The following is a 13,467-nucleotide window of genomic DNA, read 5'->3' as shown; positions in this document are numbered from 1 at the left end:
CCACAGCGGCTCGCTCCCCCTTCTTGACGATTTTGTGTGATCCATACGGTCATTATGACACAAATGCGAAACACTTGTTGCAAACCAAGCCGAAGCATGTTTACCGTGCGGAAGCTGCCATCGCTAAGGCTTGGTGGTTACGAGGGAGGAATTGGAATTTGAAACGGTCGCCTCTGGAAATCCAGGACAGCATCGCGGTTGCTGGCCAAAAAGCAAACGTCACTTTGCATAAATCGCCATAGATCGGCGCGGCCATCACAGCGGCTGCAGTCAAGCGTCGCCATGACCGTAAGCACACCAACAGGGAGGAAAAGCAATGCGGATGAAGCTGACAAGGCGTACCTTCAATCTGGGTCTAGGGTCGCTCGCGCTAACGGCGCCGGCCGGCCGCCTCAATGCCCAGGAGCTCGCAGAAAAACAATTCCTTGGATATGCGGTCGGGGCGGACGATATCAAGACGGTCGATCCGCACTTCTCCGTAGGCACCGGCGAACTGGTAGGCCCGTATTACGAGGGTCTCCTGGCGTTTCCCGACGGGCTCGTCACGAATGAGGGTCTGAGGCCAGGCCTAGCAACGGAGTGGAGCGTGGCCCAGGATGGTGTGACCTGGACCTTCAAGTTGCGTAAAGGCGTCCAATGGCACCAGGGGCACGGTGACTTCACCGCCGAGGACGTCAAGTTCTCCATCGAGCGCGTCAAGGACCCAGCAGTGGCATCACCCTTTGCCGATAGCCTATCGGCAATCGGCTCGGTGACGGTGATCGACCCTCATACTGTGGAGATCAAGACGTCGCGAGTCGAGCCGTCCCTGCCCGCACTTCTGGTAAACAATCAGGGCGGCTACATCGTTTCAAAGCACGCTGTCGAGGCCGGTGTGGACCTCAGAACCCACCCGATCGGCACCGGTCCCTTCATGTTCCAAGAATACCGACCGCGCGAGAGTCAAATCCTAGTGCGTAACGAGAACTATTGGGGTGGAACTCCCAAGATCGAGCGGTTCACGGTGCTGTTCATGGCCGACGACAGCACGCGCCAACTGGCCTTGCGCAGCGGCGACGTGCACGCGATCGAGCTGCCGGCCCGCCAGGATGTCGTGGGTGGCATGCGCGACGCCGGCATGATCGTAGACCTGATGGCGCCGGCAAACATGTTCTCGCTGCTCTTTAATCTGAAGCACAAACCTCTCGACGATATCCGCGTTCGGAAGGCCCTTGCGGGCGCGATCGACCGGAGCGCCTTAGTCCAATTCCTAGGCAAGGACGTGGCAGCGCCGGAACTCAGTCCCTTGCCGGGCGGCTATCTCGGCCACACAGACGATGTGCCCTACACGCCATACGATCCGCAGAAATCCAAGGATCTCCTCAAGGAGGCCGATCATGGGGGTGGGTTGAACCTCTCTATGGTTTGCAGCAACAGCAACATCTATCTGTCGCCGATGCAGGTGATCCAGGAGATGTGGAAACAGATTGGGGTCAATCTGGAACTCAAGGTTGTAGATCATCCGACCTATCACCGGCTCATACGGGAAGACGTCAATCCGGTAGTGATCTATGGTGCATACCGATATCCCCTCACGGGAACCATCTATCTGACGCAGTTCTACCATTCGAAGTCCGCCATCGGTAAGCCGACCGCCTCGCTCAATTTCTCCCATTACGGCGAGATCATTCCTGGCGTAGACGATCTCTTGGACCAGGCTCGAACCGAGCTCGATCAGAAAAAGCAGGTCAAGCTCTGGGAGGAGGCGCAGCGGAAGATCACTGAGGACGTCGTTTCAGTTCCTTTGATGACGAGAAAATACGCCATGGCTCGGAGTCCCAAGCTGGACCTCGGTTCGGAACCGAAGAGCTTCTACGCCATCAACGAGAAGACTCGCCTCCTCAAGTGAGTCATCGGCGCGGCCGGAGGGTCGACCGCGCCATCCCCTGCACCTGGACGTCAAAGTATGCAAGCCTACATCACCAAGAGACTGCTCTCGGCCGTTGTGGTCATGTGGGCGGTCGCTACGATTGTCTTCTTCGCGATGCGCGTGGTTCCCGCCGACCCGGCCGAGGTTGTGCTCGGAGACTACGCCTCGCAAGAGTTGCTCGACGCGTTCCGGCATAAGATGGGCCTGGATCTTCCCATCTGGCAGCAATATGTCGACTTTCTCGCCGGTCTGCTGCATGGCGATCTGGGCCGATCGATGATCACCAACCAGTCGATCTCCGAACAGATTTTTTCGGTTTTTCCCTATACGCTTAGCCTCGCTCTTGCATCCCTGCTCGTCGGCGCTTCGATTGGCGTTCCTCTTGGAGTCATCACCGCTGTTCGGCGAAATACGATCGTTGACTCGGTGGGCAGGTTTTTTGCGCTGGCCGGGTTTTCATTTCCCTCGTTCTATCTAGGGATCGTTCTGCTCATAATATTTTCGGTTCATCTCAAATGGTTCCCGGTCGTCCATTCGATCAGCGCGGGAGGGGGGCTCCCCGAGCATATCCAAAAGCTTATTTTGCCGGCCTTCAGCCTTGGACTTATTCAGGCAGCTTACATCACGCGCCTCACTCGTTCGGCAATGCTGGACACTCTGAGCCAGGACTACGTGCGAACAGCTCATGCTAAGGGTCTGCCGAGGAGAGTCGTCTTTTTCAAGCATGCCCTAAGGAACGTCCTCATTCCGGTAGTGACCGCGATGGGCCTCTATACAGGGTCAATACTTGGCGGCGCGGTCCTCACCGAAACAGTTTTCAGTCGTCCTGGCTTGGGAAAGCTGCTCATCGGCGCAATCGCCCAGCGTGATTACACCCTGATCCAGTCGGGCGTGATGATGTTTGCTTTCGTCGTCCTAATCGTAAATCTGCTGGTCGATCTCAGCTACGCTTTTTTTGATCCGAGGGTAAAGTATGATTGATGTGACAGCTTCTACTTCACCCCCCGGCAACGAGCCCGCACGACCCAATCTGGTGTGGGCAGCCGTCAACATTCTAGTACTCGACCGGAATGCATTGGTCGGCTGTCTAATCATTCTGGGCTTCTGCTTCGTTGCGCTGTTCGCGCCGCTGATCGCGCCGTTCGATCCCACGGGTCAGCACATTCTGGATGCACTCAAGGCGCCGAACGCGACCTATTGGCTCGGCACTGACGAATACGGACGCGACCTGTTCAGCCGAATGATCTACGGCACGCGCCCGGCGCTGGTCGTGGGCATATTCTCAGTCCTCGTGTCGATTCTGATCGGAGTGCCGATCGGCTTGGTCGCAGGTTATAAACTGGGCTGGTTCGATCGAGTCGTTGGCTGGCTAATCGACATCATGTTGTCTTTCCCGTCTCTGCTGCTCGCTCTGATGATGGTGACGCTCGTTGGCTCCGGGATGACGACGCTGGTCTTTGTGATCGGCATTTCCTATGTGCCGGTCTTTGTCCGATTGACGCGCGGCGCCGCCATGGTGGTCAGGAACCACGACTTCGTGACGGCAAGCAGGTCATTTGGCGCGACCGACGCGCGCATCATGCGTCGACACATCCTTCCGAATGTCCTTGGACCGATCATCGTGATGAGCAGTTTGACCATTGCGGGAGCAATCCGAGATGAAGCAAGCCTCAGCTTTCTGGGCATGGGTATTCAGCCACCGAACCCGAGTTGGGGAAACCTGATCCGGGACGGCGTCTCAGTTATCCTCCAAGACCCTTGGATGGCAGTGGCGCCAGGGCTCGCGCTTACCTTGAGCGTGCTCGCCTTCAACATGGTCGGCGACTGTCTGCGGGACATGCTCGATCCGCGAGACATTGCCTTGTCTACCGAAAAGAAATGAGGATTTTGATATGAAAGTAGCCATCGCTGGATTCATCCTGGAATCGGTCAGTTTCCTGCCGAGCGTAGTGACCCTGGAGGATTTCAAGCGCAACGAGTCGCGAGGAAGCAAGATGGTGGACCGTCACCGAGGAACGGAGACCGTCCTTGGCGGCTTTATCGACATCTGTGAGCGCGAAGGCATCGAAATGGTGCCGATCGTCTCGACTTCAGGCGACGCGATGGTCGCCGCTGCGGATGACGCGTTCGACCATTATTGCCAGGTCATTGTCGACGGGCTGAGGGCGCACCACGGATCGCTCGACGGCGTGCTCCTCGATCTTCATGGGGCATGTACAACTCCGACGCGCCTCGACCCCGATGGCGACATGGTGCGCCTGGTACGCAATGCGGTCGGACCGGATATTCCGGTTATGCTCGCCCTCGACTACCACGGCAATCTTGATGCATCCACGATCGCCGATTCGACAGCCACCTTTGGCTATCACTATTCTCCCCATATCGACATGGGTGACACCGGCAGGCGAGCGGCGGAATGCCTCTTCAGGACCTTGCGAGGAGAGATCAATCCCGTGACGGCGATTTCCCGACCAGGTGTAATGGTTCCGAGTATTTTCAGCGCCACGACTTTGCAACCGCTTTCGAGTTTCGTCGCCCGCTCGGTCAAGCTTCCCCACACCACTCCCGGACTGTTGGACATCTCGATATTTGCAGGGTTCTCTTATGCAGACGTTCCGAACTGCGGATTCTCCGTCGTCGTCGTTGCCGATGGCGACCGGAGTCTCGCCGAGCGGACTGCAATTGATCTCAGCGATAGCATACGCCAGGCCTGTCGCGAGCTCCACATTCCTGGACTGGTTCGAAATCTGGAGGATGGCGTGGCTTACGGGCTCGAGCGGGCAAAGTCGTCTGAGGCGCCGGTTGTCCTGCTCGAGCATGCCGACCGGATGAATGATTCCACTCACGTGCTGCGTGAGTTAATCCGCAAGGGAGCGAGCAATGCCGCCGTGCCCTTCCTCTGGGATCCCCAAAGCGCAGCGGCTGCGTGCGAGGCTGGCGTGGGAAAAATCGTTCACCTGAACCTTGGCGGCCGCTCGTCGCCAAGGTCGGGAGGGCCGGTCCCTGTCGAGGCGAGGATTCTGCAGGCGGGCGAAAAGCACTATTCAGTGACTGGCCCGATGGGTCGCGGCGCCAAAGTTGACCTTGGTCCGACCGCCGTGCTTGACATCGGCGGCATCATCGTGAGTGTCACCACCAAGGCCTCCACCGCGATCGATGAGGACCCGTTCATACAGTTTGGCATGCGGGCGCAGGACTTCGCCATCATCGTGCTCCGCTCGAAGACTCACTTCCGGGCGGTATATGAGCCTCTGGCAGCAGAGATCGTCATCATCGACACGCCCGATTGGGGGCCGGCAGACCTCAAGACGCTGCCATATCGGTATGCCCCGACCGCCACGTCCTATCCATTCGTCGATCATGTCTGAGATCCCCTCTCCCCTCCTTTCTGTTCGTGACCTCTCAGTGTCGCTTGCCCTACGCCGCGGCACGGCCATTCCTGTGCTCGACGGCGTCAGCTTCGATGTGGCCCAGGGCGAGGTTGTCGGCATCGTCGGCGAGTCAGGCTGTGGGAAAAGCCTGACTGCGCTTTCGGTCATGAGGCTGTTACCTAGGGCAGCCGTGGTGACCGGAGGAAGTATCCTCTTCCGGGGGCAAGACCTTCTCCGGCGATCCGAATCCGAGATGCGGGCGATACGCGGAAACGATATCGCCATGATCTTCCAGGAGCCCATGACCTCCCTCAATCCGGTATTAACCGCAGGCGAGCAGATCATCGAGCCTATTATTTACCACGAGCGCACCACGCGAGCGGCGGCGAGAAAGAGGGCTATCGAGGTCTTGGACGTGGTGGGGATTCCATCACCTCAGCGGCGTATCGACGACTATCCTCATCAAATGTCGGGAGGTATGCTTCAGCGTGTTATGATTGCGATGGCGCTGGCCACAAAACCGAAGCTTCTGATCGCCGATGAGCCGACAACGGCTTTGGACGTCACGGTTCAGGCGCAGATCCTCGAGCTCTTGCGCAAGCTTCAGGTCGATACCGGAATGTCGGTGATCATCATTACCCATGACCTGGGCGTGATAGCCGATTTCGCCAAACAAGTCATAGTCATGTACGCCGGTCGAATTGTCGAGGAGTCCGATACTAATGGTCTTTTCGAACGACCGCTCCACCCCTACACGGAAGGCCTCATGCGAAGCATTCCGCACATCGATGAAGATGTCAAACGACTCCACACGATCGAGGGACTGGTACCGCTCCCTGGAGATTGGCCAGCGGGATGCCGTTTTCATCCACGTTGCCCTCGCGCGATCGCCGCCTGCAAAGAAGCAATTCCAAAGTTTGCGGAGCATTCGCCGAACCACCGCGCAGCCTGCATCCGATGCGAGGTCGAGCGCGTAGAGTTGGCTGATGGTGAGGTGATGAAATGACCCAGGAGCGTCCTCAGATGTCCGTGGCGCCACCCTTGGAGGCCCCACTCGTCGAAGTGAAGGGATTGGTGAAGCACTTCCCAATCAACAAAGGTGGTTTCCTGATCTCTCGCCGGGTGGCATCCGTTCACGCCGTTGATAACATCTCCTTCGATATCCATCGCGGCGAGACGTTGGGCCTCGTTGGTGAATCCGGCTGCGGGAAGTCGACGACTTCGCAGCTACTTGTCCGACTCATTGATGCGACAGCTGGGACGATCCGCTTCGATGGTGAGGACATCTCGGCTCTGTCGGGGAGTGCCCTCAGGAGAAAGCGGAAGGATTTTCAAATCATCTTTCAGGACCCATACAGCTCACTCAATCCTCGGATGAGGGTTCGCGATCTGCTAAGCGAACCGATGGAGATCTCCGGCATGAATTCGCCGGAACGAGCGGCTAGGGTTTTCGAACTCCTAAGTCTGGTTGGTTTGGCTAGAAGGCACGCGGACCGTTTCCCGCACGAATTCTCGGGCGGGCAGCGCCAACGCATTGGAATCGCGCGAGCCCTCGCACTAAAGCCGAAGTTCGTCGTCTGCGACGAGCCTGTCTCCGCCCTGGACGTTTCCGTTCAGGCCCAAATTGTGAATCTATTAAAGGATCTTCAAGGAGAATTCGGATTAACCTATTTGTTCGTAGCTCATGACCTCAGTGTAGTCCGGCATATCTCCGATCGGGTCGCTGTCATGTACCTAGGTAAGATCGTCGAGATCGCTTCGAAGTCATCAATATTCTCGAATCCTCAGCATCCTTACACTCAGGCTCTCATTTCCTCCTTGCCAATGCCCCGCCCGCGCCAAACGCGAAGGGTGATCGCTCTGAAGGGAGACGTGCCGAGCCCAATAGATCCTCCGTCCGGGTGCCGTTTCCACACGCGATGTCCTTTGGTAGTGGATCGTTGTCGCGTTCAGGAACCGCCATCGAGGGAGGTCGGGACGCATTCGGTCGCGTGCCATTTGGCCTAGTTGCGTGTTTCGGCTGAGGCTCAGCACATGCGAGATTCGAAACAGGGGGTGCCGTTCGAACCTGATCTTCAGGTCGGCGTTCGCGCTGCCGCCGCGCTGCTCGAGAACGGTGATTGGGCGCGCCATGCGGTTTTGTTGCAACGGGTGAATAGAGGGCGCAGAGAGGCCTGATGTAAGGTCAATCAGGCGGCGAGGATTTCGAACTGCTCGGCCAGGGACGGATTCGGATTGAAGGCATACCTCGCCTGTCGCTTGCGCATCATGTGAATCATTTCGATGCCGTAAAGGATGGCGGAGGCGGTGGCCGTCGATTTGAAGCCGAGCATCGGCCGGACTCGGCGCTTTATGCGCCGATGGTCCTGCTCGATCCGATTGTTCAAATACTGGCTCCGGCGGATGCGGATCGGCTTCAGCCGGCGCCGGGCGCGATCCTGCAAGCGATTTGTGGTGTCGCAGGAAACGATCGCCTCGTGGTTGGTCTGGCTCCCGTCGATGACGACGCGATCCGGTCGGCCATGACGGTCCAGCGCCTTTCTGAAGAAGCGCTTGGCCGCCGGCAGGTCGCGCTGCTCGCTGAACCAAAACTCGACTGTGTCACCGGCATTGTCGATGGCGCGATAGAGATACATCCACTGGCCGCGTACCTTGATGTAGGTCTCGTCCACATGCCATTTGCCGGTCACGCCACGCTTGCGCTGGTTGAAGCGCTCGAGCAACAAGGGCGAGAAACGAAGGATCTGTTGCAACCTTTTGATTACCAGCGCTGTGGCAAGGAGCCTTCGATCATTTTCGGAGGGTTGCAATGTTTAAAGGCCGTCAGTTCGACCAGTCCGTGATCCTGCTTTGCGTGCGCTGGTACCTGGCCTACAATTTGAGCCTGCGTGATCTTGAGGAGATGATGGCTGAGCGCGGCATCAGGGTCGATCACACGACCATCCACCGCTGGACCGTTCGTTTCGGTATTTCTGGGGGATTCGCGGGTCAAACACCCAACGATCTTGACCGAAGAAGGCGCGGCCGCTGGAGGTCCTTTTCGATGCATCGTAGTCGACATTTACCGCCGACCACATCTGCATGCGCCGGGAAGCGTTCATCGCCAGGCTGAAGTGATGGTACTTGAGCACGACGATCTGGCCATTTTCCTTGTACATCTCCTGGTCCCGCTCCTGCGAAATGCGAGGCAGCGGCACCGCGATATCGTTTTCGAGAAAATCAGGGTTGTAGCCTTCTCGATCGTCGTAGTTGGGGTCGAAGCGCAGTGCCTTCTCGAGCGCCTCGTCTGCCGCGCTCTCGGCCGTCGCCAGTGGAAGCTGCGATGCCGGCACGCCGCTACCAATGAAAATCGTCACTGGTCCGGAAAAATTCATGGTAACGCCGCCCATTGCGTTTCCTTTCACGTTTGCGAAAATTTTGGAGGGATCAGGTAGCAGAGGATTAAGCGCTTCTGGCGCGCGAGGCGTCGCTAGCTTCGCGACCTCATCGGTAGGATCGGTCGTGTTGGCCAGCAATTCGTCCAAAAGGCGTTTGGAGGAGGGCGTCGTCGGCACAAGTCCGCCGAAGGCCTTGACCAACGCACTTATGCGCACACCCTCATTCGCGATCCAATCTATCCCCTCATCCGGCTGGCCAGGTGACCATGCCGAACCGTCCTTATTGAGAATAGTATTGCCTCGCATTTTCGGGATTGAGGCGTGGTGCAAACCGACTACCTCCCATATTTCCGAGGAGCAGGGTGAGCCCGACGATCCACCCTCAGTGTCGGTCTCGTACCGGAGGAAACCGTCGTCCCGCAGTTCGAGCAGCCGGCAATTCTCCATCGCATAGCGCTTTGGCCCGCCATCAGGATATTCGATCATCCGGATCGGCATTCCTGGCAGGATCTTTGACCGCGATCCATTGATCGCCAGGAAGTTGACGGAAGAAAGAAGCTCGCCAGTGACCGCCTTCGGCTTCACCGCGACGATCGCGAAATCGAGATCCTCCTCCGAGAAGAAAAGCGCATCCGGATCGAACTCAAAAATAATGCCTCGAGTGACACCCGATGCCGTTTGATCGTGAAGAAAGTTGGCGCCTGTTCCTCGAACCGAGCCGGGATCCGGAAACACATGCCAGTTGGTCAGAAGAATGTTGGGTGAAATCATGAACCCGGTCGCAAACCCGACAGGATCGACCTTCGGATCGACGTTGACCACGATGCGCGCGACCGGCCGGCCAGCGGCTCGAGCAGCATCGTCCGGCGGCAAGGTGTACCAGTCAAGGGTGGGGCCGATCTTGCGCTCGACGAACACCGGAAGACGGCCTTGAGCCTTCAATTCGCTGGCCTGAACGAAGCTCGAACGGCGAGCGTCGTAGCGCGCCTGTTGCGATGGCGTCACTTGCGTCGTCGCAGGCGTCGGCGGCTGCGTTTTCCATCGCTTTGCCGCTGCAATCATTACCGCGCGGCGGCGCTCGTCGAATAAATTAGTCGCGGCCATGTAGGCTCTTCCTTCTAACGGCCTAAATACGGAAAGACGATGGACTTTGTTTGAGGATGGCGATTGACAGATTCGACTTCATACGACAAACGCTCAAGCGGCAGAATGTTTAAGCGGCTAACAACGTTTCACGCGAAGGCCTTTCGACCCGCGATACTGCTCAGTCAATGTCTTAAAAAGTTCCAGACTACTCTTACATCACTATGCAATAAAGAGTAATGTGTGGTCAATGTAAAGAATAGAGTTCTCAACTAAGTTCCTCGCGCGGGATCGCTTTTTCGGCTGTCTTTTGGCAGCAGGAGCTTCGACGCCGGCCTCCGCATGGGGGCCTGAAGATCATTCGATCACGTAGAGATCACAAAGCGGTGACATTCAGCGACGCCGCTTCAGCAGGTGCAAAGCATTCTTGGGGGAGACGTCCATGGCATCGCGTACCAGACCTGGCATGAAGTTGCGTGTCGCTCACTTAGCCGTCGCAACCCGCCGGTTCGTTCCGGTCCTTCTCATTTTATTTAGCGTGTCGGGCTGCGAAAAAAATCTCTTCCAGGCGCCAGACCATGGTGGCACTGCCGATGTGCCGCCGGCTCCGACGTCGGACAGCGTTCTCACGCTGGTGGCACAAATTCCGTATGAGACGCTAGTGCGAGCGGCGCAATCGAAGATACCGCAATCCGTTCCAATACATGGAGATGGTCAAATTGGATGTGTCGGTGTTCCTCATATTAATGAAGGACACGTCGGACATCATACCGAGTGCCGTTGGATTGGTGTCCGTGTTTGCGCTGAGGTGCCAGATATTACCGCTCCGAGCATTGGCACTACGAACCAATGCGCCGACTATCATTGGCATGCTGATATCAAAACTGATGGCCCTCTTGTCGTGACCCAGGCGGGCAGTGGCGTTCACGTCGAACAACCGCTGTTTGTCAGCGGTCAGGCCGGCGTAGGCGGCGACCTTGCCAGATTGCTTTCGCTTTCGGGAAAGAACTTCGAGGCTCGGCTGGTCCCCGGCGTCGATCTGCAGCTCGATATGAACGATAAGTGGTGCCCCGTGCTCTCGGGAACCCCAACCGGCAGATGGGTGAGCAGTGCTTCGGTGGAAGTCGTTGGCAAAAACTGCCTCGGCTTTGATTTTGGAAACCTGGCGCATCCCCAAGTTTGCGCAGGGCCAATCAATCTGGGACTGGCCGACGTGTTGAACGGCCAGATCAATGACCACCGTGCCAAGATACAGGATGCCATTTCCAAAGCTCTACCCTGTGATGCGCTTCGGTCAAAGGTGGAGGCCCAATGGCACGCCTTTTCGATCAAGATCGATCGACGGGACAGCACGCCCGTCTATCTCAACATCGTCCCCACAGCGGCGAGCTTTTCGGGCCTGGTCGGTGAAGCGCAAGGCATGAAGATGACCGTGCGTGTCGCGGCAAAGACCAGTCTTGCCGCAGAGCCAGTTCCCACACAGTCCCTGTCTCTGCCGCCTTTGGGCAAAACATCAGCCGATCGAAGTCAAGCCGATATCACGCTGCAAGCAACTGCTGCCTATGGATTGCTATTAGACGAGCTGTCAAAGAACCTTAAGGGTCGCGATTTCCAGCAGCAGACGCCGGCAGGCGCCGTCGATGTGAAGGTCGACGACGTTGACCTCTATCCTAGCGCCGGCTCCGTCGTGGTTGGCTTGAAGGTACAGGCGAAGCTGCCCGGGGAGTACTTGAATACGACTGGCTGGGTTTACCTCTCAGGGCTACCCCGCGTCGAGAAAACTGGAACAGCGATCTCGATCAATGAATTGCATTTCGCGACCGTCCTGGACAACGCCTTCTGGAAGGCGGCACAATCCTTGTTCGAAACCCAGATCCTCGCAGATTTAGAGGCTCATTCGAGAATCGATCTCAATAAGCAGATCAACGACGCGTCCGATGAGATTTTGAAGGCCGTTCACAATACCAACGTTCCGGGATTGAAGATTTCCGCTGACACGCCGTCGATCGAACTTCTCGATATCACTGTCGGGCCAAAGAACCTGATTGCCAGTGCCCGGCTCAAAATGAATTTCGATATGGCGCTATCAGCTGATCTAGTAGGTCAGTAGCCCGTCTGCCGAACGAGCCGGGGCCACCCATAACGAACAAGAGGTGCAAATGACGCAATCGCAGCTTAGCAAAGTTTGGTTTGTGGTCAGCGCGCTCCTTCTCTATTACGCCCTGAATTCCTGGGTGGTCGCGCAAGGCGGGGAAGAGATATTCGGGGCAAAGCTGGTCATGAAGGCGAGGGTGCCTGCAGTAATGATCGCAATCCCGATATGTTCGATTTTACTCGCACTAACCTCACTCATTGGACGCGTCTACGCTCTACGCGGCGGCTCGCAATGGCATGAGCGGATACCCGTTGTCGGCTTCGACGCAATCGACACGGGCTCGCGTGAGGGCTGCGTCTATCAAGGCGCGATGATTGTAGTCTTCTCTCTGCTACCCGCGATCGCGCTGGTCTATTTCTGGTGTACGTTTCTCTCCGCGACGGTAATGCTGAACGACGGCAAGAAGGACCCCGGCGCCAGCGTGTGGGATTGGTCGCAGCTCCGGACGCTGAACGATCCCGCACGTATCTGCACTGATTTTCACAAGGAGCTGGCCGATCCGTGTATCGGCAATGCGACTGTGCTGCCGGGCCTTGAGCCAACAATCTTTGGTGCGCTAACCCTCGCGGGCATTGTTGCGCTCGCGATACACTGGCGTGCTGTGGCGACGGGTCAACGGCGGCAGCTCCCACCAATTACGACCCGCCGCAGGTAAGCGAGGCTGCAAGTCTACGCGCTGCTGCCGAGCTTCAGCTAAATTAGGGAGGACTATCCACAAACTTCTTCTTCGGTCATCCGCCGCCAATTCTCGAATGGGCACGGCCGGGCCAGAAGAACCAGCAGCACCAGGATCGTTTTCACATCGGTCTTCCCTCGTCAGCGAACTCAGGCGTCAGCGGCGCCTTCAACAGACTGTCTCGCAAGCGGCTGGGAGCAGATCCATCGTGTCAAAACTGCGCCACCATCAAAGCGCTCGGCACGCATATTTTCGGAAGCCGATGCCCTGCAAGGGCGGAGATTTGATTACACAAATCCTTGCACATCAACTCATAAAATGCCAAATACCCATTGTTAAACAACGAGATGCAGAAAGGTTATTCGGTCTCGCAGACGGCGGGGCGGCAGCACGACTATTGCGCTCGCGACTCTATCAGGTGAAACGGCGGTTCCGGCATGTCCTCAACTCGTTTCTAGATAGTGATTTTTTTGGACGAACAGAAGCCCAACATGACTACGGTCAACTCAAGCACGAAAATATTGGTAATCGTCTCGGGGCTGCATACGACCTCCGCAGCAAGTACGTTCATTCCGGAGAGTCATACGGCAGGTGGATAGCTCCTGAACGAACCAACGATGAGGTTCAGATTGGCCACCCCGTTGTAGCGGATGCGGCCTTCGCGCGAGCCCTTCACATGGCACCGACCTTCATCGGCCTCGAACGAATTATGCGCTATTGCCTGCTTCGGTTCGCGGAAAAGCATTTCGGTGTCGATTTGGCTGTTGAGGAGCCTTCGGAGGCCGGGTGAGTGACTGCTACCGCCGAAACCTAGGCGTCCAGCTCTCGACAAGGTCGCGTTCTTCATCCTCTTCGGTGATGTCATCCGGGTCGCCGATTGTGGTCGAGCTAAGGAT

10 protein-coding genes and 2 pseudogenes are annotated in these 13,467 nt (G+C 57.2%); 10 read left to right on the top strand and 2 right to left on the bottom strand.

Going from position 1 to position 13,467, the window contains the following annotated elements; all coding sequences use genetic code 11:
* The first annotated feature begins 316 nt into the window (after nt 1-316).
* The 6 genes from ACFSOZ_RS23365 to ACFSOZ_RS23340 are packed head-to-tail and all read left to right on the top strand — an operon-like array spanning nt 317 to nt 7,287.
* Nucleotides 317-1,888: an ABC transporter substrate-binding protein gene (locus ACFSOZ_RS23365; RefSeq protein ID WP_379101809.1), complete on the top strand. Its 1,572-nt coding sequence runs from the start codon at nt 317-319 to the stop codon at nt 1,886-1,888.
* 57 nt (nt 1,889-1,945) lie between these two features.
* Nucleotides 1,946-2,890 (top strand): ABC transporter permease, encoded by a 945-nt coding sequence (locus ACFSOZ_RS23360; protein ID WP_379101807.1) that lies wholly within the window; start codon nt 1,946-1,948, stop codon nt 2,888-2,890.
* A complete protein-coding gene (locus ACFSOZ_RS23355) occupies nt 2,883-3,791 on the top strand; it encodes an ABC transporter permease (protein ID WP_379101805.1) in 909 nt (302 codons plus the stop codon). The genes ACFSOZ_RS23360 and ACFSOZ_RS23355 overlap by 8 nt, the downstream gene beginning before the upstream one ends.
* A 10-nt stretch (nt 3,792-3,801) precedes the next feature.
* Nucleotides 3,802-5,277 (top strand): M81 family metallopeptidase, encoded by a 1,476-nt coding sequence (locus ACFSOZ_RS23350; protein ID WP_379101803.1) that lies wholly within the window; start codon nt 3,802-3,804, stop codon nt 5,275-5,277.
* Complete coding sequence (locus tag ACFSOZ_RS23345; RefSeq protein WP_379101801.1) at nt 5,270-6,286, top strand: ABC transporter ATP-binding protein; 1,017 nt, start codon at nt 5,270-5,272, stop codon at nt 6,284-6,286. The genes ACFSOZ_RS23350 and ACFSOZ_RS23345 overlap by 8 nt, the downstream gene beginning before the upstream one ends.
* Nucleotides 6,287-6,321: 35 nt before the next feature.
* Complete coding sequence (locus ACFSOZ_RS23340) at nt 6,322-7,287, top strand: ABC transporter ATP-binding protein (RefSeq protein ID WP_379102021.1); 966 nt, start codon at nt 6,322-6,324, stop codon at nt 7,285-7,287.
* 182 nt (nt 7,288-7,469) lie between these two features.
* Here ACFSOZ_RS23340 and ACFSOZ_RS23335 read toward each other — a convergent pair.
* Nucleotides 7,470-8,024: pseudogene (locus ACFSOZ_RS23335) on the bottom strand (IS6 family transposase); the annotation flags it as partial.
* Between the two features lie 65 nt (nt 8,025-8,089).
* Here ACFSOZ_RS23335 and ACFSOZ_RS23330 point away from each other — a divergent pair.
* Nucleotides 8,090-8,242: pseudogene (locus ACFSOZ_RS23330) on the top strand (IS6 family transposase); the annotation flags it as partial.
* Here the strand turns inward: ACFSOZ_RS23330 and ACFSOZ_RS23325 are convergent.
* A complete protein-coding gene (locus ACFSOZ_RS23325) occupies nt 8,202-9,428 on the bottom strand; it encodes a DNA/RNA non-specific endonuclease (RefSeq protein WP_379102019.1) in 1,227 nt (408 codons plus the stop codon). The pseudogene ACFSOZ_RS23330 and the gene ACFSOZ_RS23325 sit on opposite strands and share 41 nt — an antisense overlap.
* 754 nt (nt 9,429-10,182) lie before the next feature.
* On the opposite strand from ACFSOZ_RS23325, the gene ACFSOZ_RS23320 reads away from it, so the two are divergent.
* From ACFSOZ_RS23320 to ACFSOZ_RS23310, 3 genes are all read left to right on the top strand, one after another.
* Nucleotides 10,183-11,850 (top strand): DUF4403 family protein, encoded by a 1,668-nt coding sequence (locus ACFSOZ_RS23320; protein ID WP_379101799.1) that lies wholly within the window; start codon nt 10,183-10,185, stop codon nt 11,848-11,850.
* 49 nt (nt 11,851-11,899) lie between these two features.
* Entirely contained in the window at nt 11,900-12,550 is a 651-nt protein-coding gene (locus tag ACFSOZ_RS23315) for a hypothetical protein (protein WP_379101797.1), read from the top strand.
* Nucleotides 12,551-12,779: 229 nt separating this feature from the next.
* The gene (locus ACFSOZ_RS23310) at nt 12,780-13,361 is read left to right on the top strand and encodes a hypothetical protein (protein ID WP_379101796.1); all 582 of its coding nucleotides are present in this window, start codon (nt 12,780-12,782) and stop codon (nt 13,359-13,361) included.
* The last annotated feature ends 106 nt before the right edge of the window (nt 13,362-13,467 follow it).

Source organism: Mesorhizobium newzealandense (assembly GCF_042682145.1).
Taxonomy (GTDB): Bacteria; Pseudomonadota; Alphaproteobacteria; order Rhizobiales; family Rhizobiaceae; genus Mesorhizobium; species Mesorhizobium newzealandense.
This window is presented reverse-complemented; position numbering and strand designations above follow the sequence as displayed.